A 17,921-nucleotide genomic window follows, 5' to 3' on the forward strand; every position below is an offset into this window, starting at 1 on the left:
AGCCCGAGCCGACTCGTCCTCAGCACGGGCCAGCTCGCCGATACGACGCTCCAATGCCGTGCAGTACGCGCTGAGGACAGCAGCCTCCTGCCGGCGCCCGGCCTCTTCGCGAAGTGCGTCGGCGAGTTGATCGCGAACAGCTCGTCAGACGAACTCCATCTGCTGCCGCGTCACAGTCTCCCCGGCAGTGAGTCCGAGCGCGGGCAGGCCGCGCCCCATCCACACCTGAGGGTAGGAGCCCGGCCATTGGCCACCGCCTGCGGCCACGGCCAGCGGACGTCGCCCCGCAGTGACAGCGTGCAGGGCAGTGTTGGCCGCCGGCGCCACTGCCTGGCAGGAAGTACGAGCAGTTGCCGTAGCCCCCGACCGCTGCCTAGCACCAGGCGGCCGCCCCGGGCAGAGCACGATCCGGACCATTCCCGGGCCAATGGCTCCGACGAGCTGCCCGTAGTCGCCATGTGCGCAGGTCAGCGATGCATTGGTGCTGTACCACCAGCAGACGAAGAATCTGCCGGTGAGCTACTCACCGAAGAAGCTGGGCTTCTTCTACTGGCTCATCTCGATTGGTGGGCTGGGTAATTGATCGGTCGTCTCTGAAGCGGCGACCTGCCTCCAGGTGGTCATGGGGTGGCTGTGGGGCGTCGTCCGGAGGTGTTCGTCCGGCCGGTCAGTTTGGAGGAGGGTCGGCGGCTGCAGCGGATCAGCCGGACCGCGAAGGATCCGGTGAGGCTGCGGCGGGCGATCGTGGTGATGATGTCCGCCAAGGGCCGGTCGGTGCCGGACATCACCTCGCTGTTGCAGGTCAGCGCCGACTACGTCCACGATGTGATCCACGCGTTCAACGAGCGAGGGTTCGACGCGCTGGACCCAAAATGGAGCGGGGGACGCCCCAGGACGATCAGTAGCCGAGTGCGCGAGCACATCTGCCTGATCGCTCGGACGTCCCCCGCCGACTGGGGACTCACCGGCCCTCCGCGGCGCCCGGCGAGCGGGCCGGCGGCATGCAGCGGCCCGGCTGGACGGTCCCGCCCGGTTGCGTGCCGAGCGCGGGCCCCAGCCGGGTGGCAACGGGTGGCACCGCCACGTGAGCGCCCGCCCTTGCCTGGAACAGGCAGCGGCCGCGACGGCGCCGAAAGCCTTCACTCGATCTCAGGCGAGAGTCCAATTGACGCTGTCGGTGTACGTGGAGCCGTTGATGGTCGCGGTCACCAGCACGGTGTTCTGCCCCGGCTTCAGTGTGATGCCGGCCCACCTGAAGATGTGGTCGCCGCTGCTCAGGGTTCCCAGGGAGGTGCCGTTGAGGGTCGCGGTGACCTGGTCCGCGTTGGAGTAGACCTTCAGCTCGGTGGTGGCATCGGTTCGCTGGGTCCAGCGACGACTGGTGATGTGAAGGGTCGGAGTGCTCGCCCAGTTGGCCTTGTACCAGTAGAAGGCGTCCTTGCGGATCTGCCGGTCGCGGGTGACCAGGCCCTTGTCGTTGATTCCGGGCCGGTCTCCTTCGTTGCGGCCGTCGGAGGCGAAGTCGAACATGGCCCAGACGAACGAGCCCCACATGTACGGACGGGCGGCGAGCTGTTTCCAGGCCGCCTCGTGGAACAGCGCCTGGTACTCCTCCGGGTGCCAGGAACCCCCGGGTGCGGGCTTGGGCGGGTTCAGGGCGTGCTGGGTGGTGCTGGCGCCGACGCCGTACTCCGACATGGCGATCTTGCGGGACGGGGAGTTCGCGTGCAGGTTGTCGGCCCAGGCACCAAGGTCACCGTCCTTGGAACCGTAGTACCAGCCGTAGTACTTGTTGAAGCCCGTGGTCCGCGTGTGCAGCCCTGCCTGCGCGTTGTCGGGGTCTTCGCCGCGCACGGCGTAGGTGGAGAGCCGGTCCGGGTCCTCGGCCTCGATGATGCCGGCCAGTGACGCGAGCAGTCTGTTCGTAGCGGTGCCGTTGTAATCGGTCAGCTCGTTGCCGATGCCCCAGAAGACGATCGACGGGTGGTTGTAGTTCTGCCGGATCAGCTCACGCATCTGGTTCTGGGTGCTGGCAGTGAAGGCGGGCGAGTCGGTGACGGAGTTGACCAGCGGGATCTCGGCCCAGACGATCAGCCCGCGTTCGTCGGCGAGTTCGTAGTCCTTCTGGTCGTGCTGGTAGTGCGCCATCCGGATGGCGTTGGCGCCGAGTTCCCGGATGAGGTCGAAGTCCTGTGTGTGATCGGCGTCGGTCACCGCCCAGCCCTTGACGGCCCGCTCCTGGTGCAGATTGACGCCGTGCAGGCCGAGGTGGCTGCCGTTGAGGTGGAAGCCGGTGTCGGCGTCCACTGCCACGGAGCGAAGGCCCAGGCGTTCGGTCACCACATCCGCGATCCTGTCCGCGCCCGCGGTGACGTCATGGATCTCGACGCTTGCGCTGTAGAGGTACGGATCCGCCAGGCCGTTCCACAGGCGGGGGCGGTCGATGCCGAGGGTCTGTCTGATCTCGGCGCCGGCGGCCGCGGCGAGGGCCTGCGCGGTACTGCTGCTCTCCGCGACGACGGTCCCGCTCTTGTCGGCGATGACGCTGCGGACGACCACCGATCTCGTGGTGCTGCTGTCGTTCCACAGCTTCGTCGTCACCGTCACCGTGGCCGATGCCGCGGTCACGTTGCTCTGCCGCAGGTAGATCCCGGGGCCTGCGTAATCCTCCATCCGCACATGCAGGTTGTCGATGGCCCACAGGCTCACATTGCGATAGATGCCACCCTCGAAGGTGTAGTCCGCGCTCACCGGCGCGATGTTGGTGTCGCGGGCGTTGGTCACCTTCACCGCGATCACGTTGTCCCCGCCCGCAACGAGCACGCCGGTGACGCCGAACCTGAACCGGGAGTATCCGCCCTTGTGCTGCCCGAGATACGTGCCGTTGACCCACACGTCGGCGACCTGGTTGACCCCGGCGAACTGCAGATACAGCCTCTTCCCGGCCAGTTCGGACGGGACGGTGTAACGGCGGCGGTACCAGCCCACTCCACGGTGGTAGTTGTTGCCACCGTCGGCACCGTCGACGGCGTTCCAGGTGTGCGGTGTGTTGATGGACGCCCATCCGGAGTCATCGAATCCGGGATTTTCCGCACCGCTGACGTCTTCTCTGACGAAGCGCCACCCCTTGTTGAGGTCGATGCGAACACGCGGGTTCGGCGCCGTGTACGTCGTGGCCGCGAAGGCGGCGCCGGCCGGCGGAATCCCCGCCAACGAGGCAAGCACTCCCCCGGCCGTCCCGCTCAGCACCTGTCGGCGCGTGGGGAAACCTGTCATCTCATGACTCACTTTCTCAGAGGTGAAGTAGAAGGCTTTTCTGGTGGCGCTTCGTCGACGGACCGCGGCATCACGTTCACGCCGGCGTCACCGTCGCCTCGGCGAGCTGCAGGCGGTACGTGGTGGTCTCGTCCGACGCGGGCTTGCCGAGCTCGGTGACGCGCAGACGGAAGGGACGGCCGGTGGCGGAGGTGAGGGTGTAAGTCCGGGCGGCCCCGTTGGGGTTTGGTTCGGCAGTGATGGTGCGGAAGGTGGTGTGGCGCTGACCCCGCCGGGCCGGCCCTGAAAGGTGAAGTCGACGGGAAGCCCGCCGTGCCGCCGCCGGACTCGCCGGTGTCCGTGCGCGGGTGGAGGGTGACGGAGCCGATCCACCCACTGGCTCGTCGAACTGGCCGCCGCCCAAATCCACTTCGCGCTCAGCAGACCGCGGCGGACGTCATGGAGGGCGAGCGGAGGCCGTGCGGGACAGAGCTGCCGGGCTCACCGACTTGGCCCGCGTGCCCGGCAGGCGGGATGTTGGTCGTCCCTGCCTTTCGTCTGGTCAGTTGATGCGGACGATCTTCCAGAGCTGGTCGTCAAGCTGAGGCTGTTCCACTGGACGACGGCCGCACCTGCCGTGCTGGAGGAGTTGCGGATGTCGAGGTTGAGGTTGCTGTTGCTGTTGACGTTCCTGATGGTCCAGGCTCCGCCGCCGGCGGACCGGAAGGTGAACAGTTGGCAGGCGCAGGCTGAGTCGCGCCGCTGGTTGGCGGTGGTGGAGCCCTGGGGGATGCCGAGGTACTTGCCGCTGTTCTTGTCGACGAGGACGTACGGTCGTATGGCCCAGATCCAGCAGGTGCTCGGTGGCCGCCCGCGCCAGTTCGTACGCGCCCACGCCCACTCCCACGGTCAGGGTCCGGGCGCAGGCGAAGGCCGGTGGCGCGCCCAGGAAGAGGACGGGCGCGTCGATCATGACGGGCACCTCCCCTTCCACGACGGGCTCGGAGACGACGACACCGTCAACTCCCTGTTCGAGGAGCGACAGCACGGCGCCGGCGATGCCTTCGGGGTCACCGTCCACCGTGTTGACCACACGGAGCGCGTAGCCGGCGTCCCGTACGGCCCTCTCGATGCCCACCAGGAGTGAGGTCGTTCCATACCCGGCCGACCCCAGGGCGGCCACACCGATCGAACGATTTCGGCCCGAGGCCACCGCCCTGGCCGCGTGGTTCAGCCGGTAACCGAGTTCCTGGGCGGCTTGGAGAACGCGTCGACGGGCCTCGTCGGAGACATACGGCTCGTTGTTGAGGACCCGCGACACCGTCTTGCGCGAATCGCCGGCCGCACGAGCCACGTCCTCGCGGCGCGGCGCGGGGGGACCCGCGCCGCGCCCCACCACTGGTGTCATGGGAACTCCCGACGAGTGTGACCACGAGTGACCATCGAACGAGGTCAACCGTATGACCGCGCGGTCACTGACCGCGCGGTCATGTCTACGTAGCCGCAGGCTCCGCGTCAAGAGAAGGTGCAGCATTTCTTCCGTCGCCGACCGGATTCCCTCGCCAGGGGCGGTTCGCTCAACTCGTTCTCCGCAGACGCTTGACAGCCAGTCCCTGGAAAGTTCACTCTTCGACGCGTCAGCCGATTGGATCTGTCCGATCACGTTCGCTTCTGGTCGCATCGTCGACCGCTTCTTCCCGCCACGCCCCCTTGAGCCGATGTGCCATGCCCGGGTTGTGACAGCCTCTCAGGAGCCGAAATGCGCCATTCACCCCTTGGTCAGTCCTTGCCTGGCACCAGCCGCCGCGCCGTGCTGCGCGGACTCGGTGGGGCCGCACTCCTCGGTACTGGTGTCCCGCTGCTGTCCGCCTGCGGCGGCAGTGGCACCGCGGCCGACCCCAAGACCGTCACCGTCGGCTCCAACGCGTCCGACGCCGTCCCGAAGAAGGGGTACGCCGACGTCTACGCGGCCTTCACGAAGCAGTCCGGGATCGCGGTCGACATCAACACCAAGGACCACAACACGTTCCAGGAGCAGATCAACACCTACCTGCAGGGCACGCCGGACGACGTGTTCCAGTGGTTCGCCGGCTACCGGATGCAGTTCTTCGCGGCCAAGGGGCTGGCCACCCCGATCGACGACGTGTGGAAGTCGATCGGCGGCAACTTCCCCGGTGCCATGCACGACCTGAGCAAGGGTCAGGACGGCAAGTACTACATGGTGCCGCTGACGACGTCCCCGTGGGCGGTCTTCTACCGCAAGAGTGTCTTCCAGCAGTACGGCTACGAGGTCCCCACCACGTGGGACATGTACGTCGCCCTGTGCAAGCGGATGAAGAAGGACGGCCTCGTCCCGATCGCCTTCGGTGACAAGGACGCGTGGCCGGCGATGGGCTCCTTCGACCAGATCAACTTCCGCCTCAACGGCTACGACTTCCACGTCGAACTGATGGCGGGCAAGGCCTCCTGGACCGACGCGAAGGTCCGCAAGGTCTTCGACACCTGGGCCGAGACCCTCCCCTACCACCAGGAAGGCGCGGTCGGCCGTACCTGGCAGGACGCCGCCCAGACGCTGGTGGCGAAGAAGGCCGGCATGTACATGCTTGGCATGTTCGTGGCCCAGCAGTTCACCGACAAGGCAGACCTGGACGACCTCGACTTCTTCGCCTTCCCGGAGATCGACCCGACGTACGAGCAGGACACCGTGGAGGCGCCGACCGACGGCATCATGCTCAGCAAGAAGCCCAAGAACCACGCCGGCTCCGTCAAACTGCTCGAATTCCTGGGCACGGCCCAGGCCGAGGAGATCTACCTGAAGGCCGACCCGAGCCTTATCGCCGCCTCCACGAAGGCCGACACCTCCGGCTACAGCGCCCTGCAGAAGAAGGGCTACGAGATGATCAGCGGCGCGAAGCATCTCACGCAGTTCATGGACCGTGACAGCCGGCCGGACTTCACCTCGACGGTCATGCAGCCCGCGCTGCAGAAGTTCATCCGCAATCCCAAGGACATCGACAGCCTGTTGTCCTCGATCGAGCGCCAGAAGAAGACGATCTTCGCGTCCGACTGAGACCGACCCCCTTCTGAAGCGGATGAGCACCGACACCATGAGCTCCGAACCGCCCACGGAGATCCCGGAGGCGGCCGCGGCGCCGCCTCCGGGCGCCGCGGGCGGCAAGGGGGCGGGTTCCACAGGACCACCGGCGGCTGCCGACCCGCCGAGACAGGCTCACGCTGGGCCTGATGGCGGGTCTGCCGGCCGGACTGGTCGCATCCGGCGCGCTCGACCCCCACGTCACCGACGTCGCGCTCCCTTCGAACATGTCCGGCTCGGTCCCGGCCAGGATCCCGCGGCCAAAGAGCCGCTTGCCGGCGTCACGCAGGAGCAGGACGCACCCGCCGGGATCGAGGTCGTCCGGCGCCGGGGCGCGGAGGCAGACTGCCTGTTCCTCATCGACCACACCGGAAAGGGCGCCGAGGCACCTGCCGAAGGCGTCGAACTCCTCACGGCACACCGGTCACCGGAACCATCACCGTCCCACCGGGAGGCGTCGCCGTCGTCCGTGAGCCCGGCTGATCCACCTGCCGAAGTGACCGGACCGCAGCACCATGCCAGGTGCCTGCCCGGTCACCTGCGCTGTGTCGAAGCCGCTGATCAGTGCGTCCGGGCGGTCAAGCGATGGTGGCCGGACGCGGTCGGCGCCAGGAGCAGGCCTCCGTTCCTCCGACCGGTACGGAGACGCTCAGCACCGCGCCCGAGGCCGCAGTCGGGTTCGTCACCCCGTAGCGAGCGGTGGTGATGTAGAGGCGGTTGTCGCCGGGGTGCAGACACACCGACGTGGGGTGGGGGGCCGGCACGGTCAGGGTGTGGAGCAGGTGACCGTCGGGGTGGTAGCGGCGGACCGCGGAGGCGCCCCACATCGCGACCCACAGGCAGCCCTCCTCGTCGACGGTCATCCCGTCGGGGCTGCCTTCGCCGTCGCGCAGTCGGGCGAAGGTCTCCGGGCCGCCGACGAGGTCGCCGGAGGCGGGGTCGACCCGGCAGCGGAGGATGGTGCCGACGGCCGTGTCGGCGAGGTACATGGTCGTGCCGTCAGCGGTGAAGGCCGGCCCGTTGGCGATGGTCAGGCCGTCGAGGACGCGAACCACCGTGCCGTCGGGGTCCGTTCGGTAGAGCGAGCCCGCGCCGGGGGTGCCGTCGTAGGCCATGCTGCCGGTCCAGAAGCGGCCCGCGGGGTCCGCGACGCCGTCGTTCATGCGGCCGGCGACGGGAGTGCGGTCCTCGGGGCGGTCCAGCCATTCCAGTGCCCCATCGGCGGTGAGCAGCGCGATGCCGGTGCCCGCGGCGGCGATCCACGCCCCAGGCCGGTCCCCCACCGGCGCGACGGCGCCCAACGGCACGTCGAGCCGGGCCAGTTGGCGTGGTGTCGCCAGGTCGGTGCCGTCTCGGAGTTCGAAGAGCCGACCGCTGAGAATGTCGACGTACACGTACCGGCCGTCGATCCAACGGCCGCCCTCGGCGAGCTCGTACGCGCCGTCCACGACGACCGACGTCGGTGTTGATGCGGATGTCATGATCACTTCTCCGGGTCAGCGAATGGTCGTGCCCTCGGGCTCGTCGAACAGGCCGAGTTCGTCCCGTGTCGGCAGGCCCTCCCAGTCACCCCGGGTGGCGACGGCGAAGGCCGCGGTGGTGACCGCCCGGTGCAGCCGGGCGGGGATGTCCGTGCCGTCAAGGAGGCCGGAGAGGTATCCGGCCACGAAGGCGTCGCCCGCGCCGACCAGGTCGACTGCGTCAACTTCTCGCGCGGCACGGTCGGTCGCGCCGTCGGCGGTGAAGACGGTCGCACCCCGGGCGCCCCGCTTGACGACCACCTCGGCGACGCCTGCCGCCAGCACGGTGTGCACGGCCTCGGACTCGCCCGCCCCGGGCACTTCCTGCACCAGCGGCAGTTCGTCCTCGGAGGCGATGAGCAGGTCCGTATGGTCCAGGATCGGTCGCAGGGCGGTGCGGGCGCGGTCGGACGTCCACAGCCGGGAGCGGTAGTTGACGTCGAGGCATACGGTGACACCGCTCTCGCGGGCGGTCTTGGCGGCGGCCAGGACCGCCTCGGCCGCCGAGGGACCGAGCGCAGGCGTGATGCCGGTCAGGTGCAGAACGCGGGACCCCGGGGCCAGCGCGGGCAGTACGTCGTCCGGTGCGACTGCCGAACCCGCGGAACCCGCACGGTAGTAACTGACGCGGGTCAGCGTTCCCAGACGAGGTTCGGTCAGCAGCAGTCCCGTGGGCCGGCCGGCGTCGTCGGTGACCACGTGGTCGGTGTCGACGCCCTCGGCGCGCAGCGTGCGCAGGACCAGCGCGCCGAGTTCGTCCGCACCGACGCGGCCTGCCCAGCGCACCCGGTGGCCGAGCCGGGCGAGGCCGATCGCGACGTTGGACTCGGCTCCGGCGACGGACAGGCCGAGACCACCGCCCAGCCGCAGCGCGCCCTGGGCCCGGAGCGCCGCCATGGTCTCGCCGAAGGTCACGACTTCAGGTGGTGTCACGGCCTCTCCCCGACGGCCATCTTGCGGAACTCGGCGGCGCGGGCTCGGAGTTGGCCCAGGTCGCCGCCGTCGGCCGCGTCCCCGACGAGCGGAGAGCCGACGCCGACGGCGAGGGCACCCCGGTCGAGGTAGTCGCGGGCGGCCTGCGCGTCCACTCCGCCGACGGGCACGAAGGGCACCTCGGGGAAGGGGTCGCGCAGAGCCTTCAGATAGCCGGGTCCGCCGAGGGAGCCGGGGAAGAGCTTGATCGCGTCGGCGCCACGTGCGAGGGCGGTTTCGATCTCGGTCGGTGTCAGGGCGCCCATCAGCACGGGTACGCCGTAGGGCTCCAGTCCGTCGACCAGTGCCGGGGTGACGAGGAAGGAGGCGCCCGCGTCGACGGCACGGGCGGCGTCCGCGGCGGAGCGCACGGTTCCCGCGCCGAGCAGTGCGTCGGGGCCGAGTTCGGCGCATGCCTGCCTGATGACGGTCAGGGCGTCGGCGGTGGTCAGCGAGACCTCGACGGCCGCGATGCCCTCCTCGGCGAGGGTGTGTACGGTGCGCAGTGCCGCGGCGGGGTCCTTGCCGCGGACGATCGCCAGCAGGCGGTGGGTCCGGAGCGATTCCACCAGGTTCATACGAGCGGGTTCTCCTTGGGCGTGGGGTGCGGGGGTCGGCCTGGTGGTGGTCACCACTCGGTGAACGCCCCGTCGGACCCGCGCCATATGGGGTTGCGCCAGCGGTGTCCGGTCTCGGCTGCGCGGCGTACCGCCTTCTCGTCGATCTCGACGCCGAGCCCCGGGCGGGACCCCAGGACGGCGTAACCGTCCACGAATCGGAAGGGTTCGGGGTCCATCACGTAGTCCAGCAGGTCGCACCGCTGGTTGTAGTGGATGCCCATGCTCTGTTCCTGGATGAGGAAGTTCGGCACGGAGAAGGCGATCTGCAGGCTGGCGGCCAGGGCGATCGGTCCGAGGGGGCAGTGCGGAGCCATGGTCACGTCGTACGTCTCGGCCATGGCGGCGATGCGGCGGACCTCGGAGATACCGCCGGCGTGCGAGAGGTCGGGCTGGGCGACGGCGATGCCGCTGGTCATGACCTCGCGGAAGTCCCAGCGGGAGTAGAGGCGTTCGCCGGTGGCGAGGGGAACGCTGGTGGACTCGACCAGGCTGCGCAGGTTGCCCGAGTGTTCCGGCGCGACGGGTTCCTCGACGAACAGCGGGTGCAGCGGCTCCAGTTGGGGCAGCAGGCGGCGCGCCATGGCGGTGGAGGCGCGGCCGTGGAAGTCGACGGCGATGTCGCGCTCGTCGCCGAGCACGTCACGGACCGCGGCGACGCGTTCGACGACCTCGGCGGTGCGGGCCGGGGTGTCGATCGGGGCGAGTTCGGCCGAGCCGTTCATCTTCACGGCGGTGAAGCCCGCCTTCATCTGTTCCTCGGCCAGCTCCGCGACCTCGCTGGGGCGGTCGCCGCCGATCCAGGCGTACATCCGGACGCGGTCGCGGACGGGGCCGCCGAGGAGGCGGTGCACCGGGACGCCGTAGGTCTTGCCGGCGATGTCCCACAGCGCCTGGTCGATGCCGGCGACGGCGCTGGAGAGGATGGGGCCGCCCCGGTAGAAGCCGCCCTTGGTGAGCACCTGCCAGTGGTCCTCGATGCGCAGCGGGTCGCGGCCGACGAGGTAGTCGGCCAGTTCGTGGACCGCGGCGCGCACGGTCTCGGCGCGGCCCTCGATCACGGGCTCGCCCCAGCCGGTGACGCCCTCGTCGGTGGCGACACGTAGGAACAGCCAGCGCGGGGCCACCAGGAACGTCTCAAGTCCGGTTATCTTCAAGGAAGTTCCTTCGGCAGCGAATCGGTCGCCGCGTCGTCGTGGTCGTCCCGGTCGGCGCGTACGGCTGCCAGGTCGTCGGAGGCCTGGGCCAGGAGGGACTCGACGGCGGCCACGGCAGCGTCCGGATCGCCCGCTTCGACCGCGTCCAGCAGTTCCTGGTGCACGGGGATGGAGTCGGAGAAGTGCCGGGCGCCGTGCACGATCCGGTCACGGATCCGCAGGCCGGCCTCGATGACGACCTCCATCCGGCTGAGCAGTTCGTTGTGCGCGGCGTCCAACAGGGCGCGGTGGAAGGCCAGGTCCGCCTCGACCATCGCGTCCGCGTCCGTCCCGGCCGCCGCCATCGCGTCGAGCGCCTGCCGCATCGCGTCCAGGTCGGACGTGGTGCGGCGCACGGCGGCGAGCCGAGCTCCGGCGGGCTCGACTATCGCGCGGACCTCGCCGAGGTCCTCCAGGAAGCCCTCGGTGGGAGCGCTGCTGCCCTGCCAGCGCAGCAGGTCGCTGTCCAGCAGGTTCCAGTCGGCACGGGGCCGGATGGTCGTACCGCGCTTCTGCTTCGACTCGATCAGACCCTTGGACGCCAGCACGCGCAGCGCCTCGCGCACCACGGTCTTGCTGACGCCCAGCTCCGTCTCGAACCTGACCGGGTCCACCACGGAGCCCGGAGGGTAGTCGCCGCGAATGATGCGCCGGCCCAGCTCCTCCACGGCCTGTCCGTGCAGCCCCTTGGGGGGATGGGTCACCACGTTCTCCGTTTCCGTATCGGTCCTGTCGGTCGGCGCCCCGCTCGGGGCGCGGCGCTCACGAGGACTCCTTCATGACGCTCCATCCTCCATCGACCACGAGGCTGGCTCCGGTCACATAGGAGGCGTCCGCCGATGCCAGGAAGGCTACGGCGGCGGCCACCTCCTCGGGCCGGCCGAACCGCTTCGCCGCCGTGGCCGCCACGCTGCGCGCGCGGTCGGGCTCCGGTATGCCTTCCCAGGCGGCGGTGAGGATGGGGCCGGGGAGGACCGTGTTGACCCGGATGTCCGGCCCGTACTCGACGGCCAGTTGGCGCCCCAGTGCGCACAGCGCGCCCTTCGCGGCGGCGTAGGCGGCGTGGCCGGGCAGTCCGATGACCGCGTGCACCGAGGAGGTGAGGACGACGGACCCCGAGGATTCGCGCAGCAGGGCCGCGAACGTCTTCATCGCCCGCCAGGCCGGCTTCAGCAGCACGGCCATCTGGCCGTCCCACTCGGCTTCGCTCAGTTCGTGGGCGGGCTTGTTGAGCTGGGCGTAGGCGTTGCTGTGCAGTACGTCCAGCCGGCCGTGGTGCTCGGCGACGTGACGGGCCAGGTTCTCCCAGTCGGCGGCCGAGGTCACATCGCAGCGCACGTACTCCGCGCGGCCTCCGCTGTCGGTGATGCCTGCCGCGACCTCCTTGCCGGCCGCGTCGTCCACGTCCGTGACCACGACCACCGCCCCTTCGGCCGCGAGTCTGCGAGCCGTGGCCGCGCCGATTCCGTGCGCGGCACCGGTGATCACCGCCACGCGCCCCGTCATCCTGCGGCATTCCGTCATCACGTACGTCTCCCCTCGCTCCTGCCTACGCGCCCACCATAGCTGTTTCAATTAATTATGAATATATCTTGACGGGGTGGTGATGCCGCTCCGAAACTGACCGGCAGCACAGGCACCTCTGTACGAAGCGAGGAAGGACCTCCTCCCATGAGCCGCATGAGCCGCACCAAACACCTCCGCAGAAGCCGAGGCGCACTCGCAGTGACCCTTGCCGCCGCCGCCCTGGTGATCTCCGCCTGCGGGGGTTCGACCGGTTCGAAGGACCCCGCAGTCCAGGAACCCGCCAAGCCCGGCCAGAAGGTCGACCTGCGCTTCTGGTCGTGGGTTCCCGGCGTCGACAAGGCCGTCGACAGGTGGAACGCCACCCACCCGGACATCCGCGTCAAACTGGAGAAGATCCCGGCAGGCAGCAGTGGCGGCTACGCGAAGATGCGCGCCGCGCTCAAGAGCGGCAACGCGCCCGACCTGGCGCAGGTGGAGTACCAGGAGATCCCTTCGTTCCTGCTGGAGAACGGCCTGGTGAACCTGTCGCAGTACGGCGCGGACAAGGACCGGTCGAAGTTCGTGGACTGGCAGTGGCAGCAGGGAGTCTTCGGCTCGGCCGTCTACGCGATCCCCCAGGCGTCCGGTCCGATGGGCCTGTTCTACCGCGCCGACCTGTTCAAGAAGTGGGGCATCACGCCGCCCGCCACCTGGGACGAGTTCGCCCAGGCCGCGGAGAAGATCCACAAAGCCGACCCGAAGGCCTACATCAGCACCTTCCCCGCCGGCAACTCCGCCTGGTTCACCGCACTCGCATGGCAGGCCGGCGCCAAGTGGTTCGGCGTGAACGGCGACACCTGGTCGGTGAACATCGACTCCCCGCAGACCCTCAAGGTCGCCGCCTTCTGGGACGAACTGCGTAGCAAGAAAGTGATCAAGACCGAACCTGACTTCGCCAACGGCTGGTACAAGGACCTGCAGACCGGTGCCATCACCTCGTGGGTCAGTGCCCAGTGGGGCGACGCCATCATCAGCGGAAACGCTCCTCGGACCACCGGCAAATGGGCGGTCGCACCCATGCCGCAGTGGACCAAGGGCTCGAACGTGTCCGCGAACTGGGGAGGATCCTCCACGGCTGTCCTCAAGGGCGCCAAGCACATCCCCGAGGCCCTGAAGTTCGCCGAATGGCTCAACACCGACCCCGCGAGCGTCGACCTGCTGCTGCAGGGCGGATACGGCTGGCCCGCGGCGGCCGACGGGTACAAGGGCTCCTCGCTGGACAAGCCGTCGACGTTCTTCGGAGGCCAGAAGTACAACGAGGTCTTCGCGGAGGCGGACAAGAACATCGACACCTCGTGGAAGTGGATACCGACGATCGGCGCCACCTACCAGCACCTCAACGACGGCTTCCAGGCCGCCCTGGCCGGCAAGGGGACGTTCGTCTCCGCGGTCCAGCAGGCGCAGAAGCAGACCGTCGAGGACCTGAAGAAGAAGGGTTTGAAGGTTTCCACCGGCCAGTGACCACCTCCGGAGGGCGCGACACGGCCGCCGCCGCTCTCCCCTCCGGACTCCAGAAAGAACCCTGATGCCCACCCGAGCGCCCCGCCGCCGCAGAAATCTGGCGCCCGTCGTCTTCGTCGCGCCGTTCCTCCTGCTGTTCCTCCTGACCTTCGCCCTCCCCATCGGCTACGCCGTCTACCAGAGCGTCATGGATGTCGAGCGCACCGGAGCCCTGGGGCTCGGCGGCAGCCATACCGTCTTCGCAGGGCTGCGCAACTACTCCGACGCGTTGTCCAATGACGCCTTTGTGCGCAGCATCGGTCGCGTACTGCTGTTCGCGGCCGTCCAGGTGCCGGTGATGGTCGCGTTGGCCGCCGGGCTCGCGCTGCTGCTGGACAGCGCCTCGGCCAGAGGCGTGCCGTTCTTCCGCGCCGCCTTCTTCCTGCCCTACGGCGTTCCCGGGGTCATCGCGTCCATCCTGTGGGGCTTCTTGTACGTGCCGGGAGTCAGCCCTCTCGTGGACGGCATGCGCCACCTGGGGGTGTCGGTCGACCTGCTGGGCGGAGACACGGTTCTGTGGTCCATCGCGAACATCGTCACGTGGGAGTTCGCCGGCTACAACGTCCTGGTTCTCGTCGCCCAGTTGCGCACCATCCCCGCGGAACTGTACGAGGCCGCCCGCATCGACGGCGCCAGTGCGTGGATGACCGTCCGGCACGTCAAACTGCCGCTGCTGCGCCCGGCGCTGATCCTCACCACGGTCTTCACCATCATCGGCACGCTGCAACTGTTCGCGGAACCGCTGGTGCTCAAGCCCGTCTCATCGAGCATCGACAGCGCCTACACCCCCAACCTCAGCGCCTACAACGAGGCGTTCACCAACGACAACTACCACCTCGCCGCCGCCGAGGCAGTGCTGCTCGCCCTAGCCGCGTTCGTGCTCTCCTTCGGTTTTCTGCGGCTGATCAACAAGAGGGGTGGGGACGCGTGAGTCTCAAGACACCGGCCCGCACGGTCCCGCCAAAGGGCGAGACGCCGGCCCCAGACGACGGCACGACGCCGCGCGGCGGCATCACCGGGGTCACCACGCGCAGTCGTATCCTGGTCACCGGCCTGCTGGTGGCGGCCGCCGGGTACTTCCTGCTCCCGGTGTACTGGCTGGTCGTGGCGTCCACGAAGTCCACCGGCGACCTGTTCGGCAGCTTCGGGTTGTGGTTCTCCCATCCCCGGTTCCTGAGCAACCTGCACCAGGTGGTCACCTACGACGATGCGATCTACCTGCGCTGGGCCGCCAACAGCCTGCTGTACGCGGGCGTCGGCGCGGGTGTGGCGACGCTGCTGGCCGCGATGTCCGGCTACGCGCTGGCCAAGTTCTCCTTCGCCGGCCGCGACACGATCTTCAACATCGTGCTGGGTGGCGTCCTGATCCCTGCCACGGCGCTGGCGCTGCCCATGTACCTGCTGTTCAGCGAGGCAGGCATGGCCAACACCTACTGGGCCGTACTGCTGCCGAGCTTCGTCAGTCCCTTCGGCGTGTACCTGTGCCGGATCTACGCCGCGGCATCCATACCGGACGAGCTGTTGGAGGCAGCCCGCATCGACGGCGCGGGAGAGCTCCGCATCTTCACGGTCGTCGCTCTGCGCATCATGACCCCCGCCCTGGTGACGATCTTCCTTTTCCAGTTCGTCGGCATCTGGAACAACTACTTCCTGCCGCTGGTCATGCTCTCCGACTCCAGGCTGTACCCCATCACCCTCGGTCTGACGTCGTGGCAGTCCTTCGCCGACCGCCAACCGCAGCTCTATCAAATGACCGTGGGAGGTGCCTTCGTCTCCGTCGTCCCTCTGATGATCGCCATGATCGCCCTGCAGCGCTTCTGGCGCAGCGGTTTGACCGAGGGCAGCGTAAAGGGCTGACGCCGCCGGAGAAACAAGATGTTGGCGTACTGGTCGTCGTCGGGCAGCGCCTCGGCCAGTTCGCGCGTCCACGTGGACGGTGTGTGCGGCGGCCGCCGCGTCGCTGAGCGCTCGAAGGCGGAAGGGGGAGGGGCGGACCGCCCCTCCCCCTTCCGCCGCACCCTGGCAGGTCACCTGCCCCTGGGATTCACCGCCTCGCGGAACGCGTCGTGGACCAGCTTGGGCCGTTCCTCCTCGAAGGTGAGCAGGCCCATGACGGAGATGCCGTTGTAGGCCTGGTTGTACCCGGCCCGCTGCTTGTAGTCCTTGAGGACCCAGTACGTGAAGCCGGCGACGAACTCGCTGCGCGCGGTCACCTGCGCCCAGTGGGCGGTGAAGCTCGCCGCCTGCCACTCCTCCGTACCCTGTGTGGTGCTGGGGCCGTGGGTGCCCGCCACGGACCAGGTGCCGTTCTCGGTGATCAGGATCGGCTTGCCGGGATACTTCGCGTGCACCGCGTCCAGCGTGGGGCCGAGGTCGGCGTCCTTGCCGTAGAAGTAGCCGAAGTACTCGTTGAACCCGATCACGTCGGCGAGGTCGAAGGCGGGGTCGTTGCTGGTGTTGGAGGCCCAGGTGACGGGGCGGGCGGTGAGGTCGACCGCCTTCACGGCCGCCTTGAGGTCGGCGAGCCAGGCTCGGTAGACCGGGGCGCCGTCGGCGTCGATCTCCGACTCGTTCTGGAGGCACCAGAGGATCACCGACGGGTGGTTGTGCTGGTTCCACGCCATGGTCAGGGCCAGGGCGCGGGCAAGGCCGTAGCGTTCGGTCTGCAGCTTCTCCTGGGCCGTGTTGAGCCACATGGTGTCGATGTCGTCCATCACCAGCACGCCGTGCCGGTCCGCCCAGTCGTAGACGTACGGGTGGCGGTTGTAGACGCAGTTGCGGATGAAGTTGGCGCCCACTGCTGTGACATGGCCCAGTTCCCGGTCGTACTCGGCCGGTGTCATCGCCCTACCGTGCGCGGCGGTCTCCTCGTGCCAGTTGAGGCCCTTGAGGAAGAGAGGTTTGCCGTTCAACCGCAACTGGGCCTCGCCGATGGTCAGTTCACGCACGCCGTACCCGGTGGACAGCGTGTCCACCCGCGCCCCTGAGTGCCTCCCGGCGGTCAGGGTCGCGCGGGCGGTGAGCGTGTGCGGCGCGGCCGGGCTCCAGCGCGGGGCGTGGGGTATCGGGACCGAGACGCGGACCACGCCCGCCGACCGGGCCGCGATCCGGGCCGCGACCACGACGGGCCGACCGCCGCTTCCCCGGCCGGGATCCAGGGTGAGCCGGCCCTCGAAGTCGGAGGCGCTGTGGTTCTCGACGACCGCGCGTGCCTCAAGGCGCCCGTTCGCGCCGACGGCGAGCAGCTTGGCGATGGTGACCTGCGGGACCGCCTCGATCCAGGCCGACCGGGTCAGGCCCGCGTAGGGCCAGTAGTCGACGGGCTTGTACGGCAGCTCATGGTCGTCCGTGACCGGCTGGGGAGTCGAGTCCGTGTAGTCGGTGTAGCTCGCCCGGCGGAAGACCCGGACGGCGATCGTCTGACGCGTTCCCGGTCTCAGCGCCCCCGCCACCGGAAGCGCGAAGGGGGAGTTGGCCCCCTCGTGCTTGCCGAGATGCCTGCCGTCGAGCCAGACCTCGGCGCTGTACCCGGCGGCGAGGAAGGCGATGCGTACGTGCCGGGCACGCCAGGACGCGGGCACGTCGACGGTGGTGCGGTACCAGGCGTAGCCGTCGCTGAACGCGGTGCCCCGGGCGAAGGGGCCGGTCTCCGAGCCGAATCCGGGAGTGTCCAGCAGGTCCCAGGCCGCCGGGACGTCGATGCGGCCCCACGTCCTGTCGTCGTGGTGCGCGGACTGCCAGCCCTCGCCGAACCCCTGGTTGTCGGGGTCGAAACGGAAGCGCCATTTCCTGTCCAGGGACAGGTACTCGCGGGTCGGCTCATGGGTGCGCCAGCCGTCGAACGCGGGGAGGACCGCGCCGTACCGGAAGACAACGTTGGTGCCGCCGATGTCACGCACATGGGTGCCGGAGGGCTCGGTGGTGGGGTGGGTGTCCAGCACCGGGCCGTCCGCGGCGGCGGCCGTACCGTCTGCCGCTCGCGCCGTCTCCGGCCAGGCCGGCAGGGCGACGAAGGCGGCCGCGCCGAGTGCCGTGACGACGGTGCGCCGGGACGGGACGGTGCGCCGGGACGGATGGATGGATTCGGTCATGGCAGGCGGCTCCTCGGATCACGTACGTGTTCGTCCGCCCCACAGCCTGGACAACCCCGCCACCCTCGTCAAGGATTATTCATAAATAATGAATTGAGCTAGCGTGGTGC

Annotated in this window: 14 protein-coding genes and 2 pseudogenes; 5 read left to right on the forward strand and 11 right to left on the reverse strand. The window is 69.0% G+C overall.

Annotated elements, in window-relative coordinates; translation table 11 throughout:
• Positions 1–620: 620 nt before the first annotated feature.
• Positions 621–785, reverse strand: coding sequence for a hypothetical protein (locus OG202_RS07080; RefSeq protein ID WP_327730914.1), 165 nt, complete (start codon positions 783–785; stop codon positions 621–623).
• Between OG202_RS07080 and OG202_RS07085 the strand changes: the two are divergent.
• A pseudogene (locus OG202_RS07085) lies at positions 754–951 on the forward strand (helix-turn-helix domain-containing protein); the annotation flags it as partial. The gene OG202_RS07080 and the pseudogene OG202_RS07085 overlap by 32 nt on opposite strands.
• A gap of 198 nt (positions 952–1,149) precedes the next feature.
• On the opposite strand, the gene OG202_RS07090 reads toward OG202_RS07085, so the two are convergent.
• The 3 genes and pseudogenes from OG202_RS07090 to OG202_RS07100 all read right to left on the reverse strand — a co-directional run.
• A complete protein-coding gene (locus tag OG202_RS07090; protein ID WP_328222503.1) occupies positions 1,150–3,276 on the reverse strand; it encodes a glycoside hydrolase family 2 protein in 2,127 nt (708 codons plus the stop codon).
• A gap of 480 nt (positions 3,277–3,756) precedes the next feature.
• Positions 3,757–4,104 (reverse strand): RICIN domain-containing protein, encoded by a 348-nt coding sequence (locus OG202_RS07095; protein ID WP_328224659.1) that lies wholly within the window; start codon positions 4,102–4,104, stop codon positions 3,757–3,759.
• A pseudogene (locus OG202_RS07100) lies at positions 4,082–4,663 on the reverse strand (LacI family DNA-binding transcriptional regulator); the annotation flags it as partial. The pseudogene OG202_RS07100 and the gene OG202_RS07095, both read right to left, overlap by 23 nt.
• A gap of 351 nt (positions 4,664–5,014) precedes the next feature.
• Here OG202_RS07100 and OG202_RS07105 point away from each other — a divergent pair.
• Positions 5,015–6,325 carry an ABC transporter substrate-binding protein gene (locus OG202_RS07105; RefSeq protein WP_328222504.1) on the forward strand — a complete coding sequence of 437 codons (1,311 nt, stop codon included), beginning with the start codon at positions 5,015–5,017 and terminating at the stop codon, positions 6,323–6,325.
• Positions 6,326–6,927: 602 nt separating this feature from the next.
• Here OG202_RS07105 and OG202_RS07110 read toward each other — a convergent pair.
• The 6 genes from OG202_RS07110 to OG202_RS07135 are packed head-to-tail and all read right to left on the reverse strand — an operon-like array spanning position 6,928 to position 12,160.
• The gene (locus OG202_RS07110) at positions 6,928–7,830 is read right to left on the reverse strand and encodes an SMP-30/gluconolactonase/LRE family protein (RefSeq protein WP_328222506.1); all 903 of its coding nucleotides are present in this window, start codon (positions 7,828–7,830) and stop codon (positions 6,928–6,930) included.
• Between the two features lie 15 nt (positions 7,831–7,845).
• Complete coding sequence (locus OG202_RS07115) at positions 7,846–8,766, reverse strand: sugar kinase (RefSeq protein ID WP_327732327.1); 921 nt, start codon at positions 8,764–8,766, stop codon at positions 7,846–7,848.
• 32 nt (positions 8,767–8,798) lie between these two features.
• The gene (locus OG202_RS07120; protein ID WP_328222507.1) at positions 8,799–9,419 is read right to left on the reverse strand and encodes a bifunctional 4-hydroxy-2-oxoglutarate aldolase/2-dehydro-3-deoxy-phosphogluconate aldolase; all 621 of its coding nucleotides are present in this window, start codon (positions 9,417–9,419) and stop codon (positions 8,799–8,801) included.
• A 50-nt stretch (positions 9,420–9,469) separates the two neighbouring features.
• On the reverse strand, positions 9,470–10,615 hold the full coding sequence (dgoD, locus tag OG202_RS07125) for a galactonate dehydratase (protein WP_326584533.1): 1,146 nt from the start codon (positions 10,613–10,615) through the stop codon (positions 9,470–9,472).
• Entirely contained in the window at positions 10,612–11,361 is a 750-nt protein-coding gene (locus OG202_RS07130; RefSeq protein WP_326584532.1) for a FadR/GntR family transcriptional regulator, read from the reverse strand. Before OG202_RS07130 ends, dgoD begins: the two co-directional genes overlap by 4 nt.
• Before the next feature lie 55 nt (positions 11,362–11,416).
• Positions 11,417–12,160, reverse strand: coding sequence for an SDR family NAD(P)-dependent oxidoreductase (locus OG202_RS07135; RefSeq protein WP_326584531.1), 744 nt, complete (start codon positions 12,158–12,160; stop codon positions 11,417–11,419).
• Between the two features lie 174 nt (positions 12,161–12,334).
• Here OG202_RS07135 and OG202_RS07140 point away from each other — a divergent pair, with 174 nt between their 5' ends.
• The 3 genes from OG202_RS07140 to OG202_RS07150 all read left to right on the forward strand — a co-directional run bounded on the left by OG202_RS07140 (position 12,335) and on the right by OG202_RS07150 (position 15,577).
• Positions 12,335–13,681, forward strand: coding sequence for an ABC transporter substrate-binding protein (locus tag OG202_RS07140; protein WP_405895990.1), 1,347 nt, complete (start codon positions 12,335–12,337; stop codon positions 13,679–13,681).
• Positions 13,682–13,745: 64 nt separating this feature from the next.
• Positions 13,746–14,651 (forward strand): carbohydrate ABC transporter permease, encoded by a 906-nt coding sequence (locus tag OG202_RS07145; RefSeq protein WP_326584529.1) that lies wholly within the window; start codon positions 13,746–13,748, stop codon positions 14,649–14,651.
• Positions 14,648–15,577, forward strand: a complete 930-nt coding sequence (locus tag OG202_RS07150; RefSeq protein WP_327730907.1) for a carbohydrate ABC transporter permease — start codon at positions 14,648–14,650, stop codon at positions 15,575–15,577. Before OG202_RS07145 ends, OG202_RS07150 begins: the two co-directional genes overlap by 4 nt.
• Before the next feature lie 170 nt (positions 15,578–15,747).
• Here the strand turns inward: OG202_RS07150 and OG202_RS07155 are convergent, their stop codons facing one another.
• Positions 15,748–17,811, reverse strand: a complete 2,064-nt coding sequence (locus OG202_RS07155; RefSeq protein WP_328222508.1) for a glycoside hydrolase family 2 protein — start codon at positions 17,809–17,811, stop codon at positions 15,748–15,750.
• Positions 17,812–17,921 lie beyond the last annotated feature (110 nt).

Origin of the sequence: Streptomyces sp. NBC_00310 (genome assembly GCF_036208085.1) — a bacterium.
Taxonomy (GTDB): Bacteria; Actinomycetota; Actinomycetes; order Streptomycetales; family Streptomycetaceae; genus Streptomyces.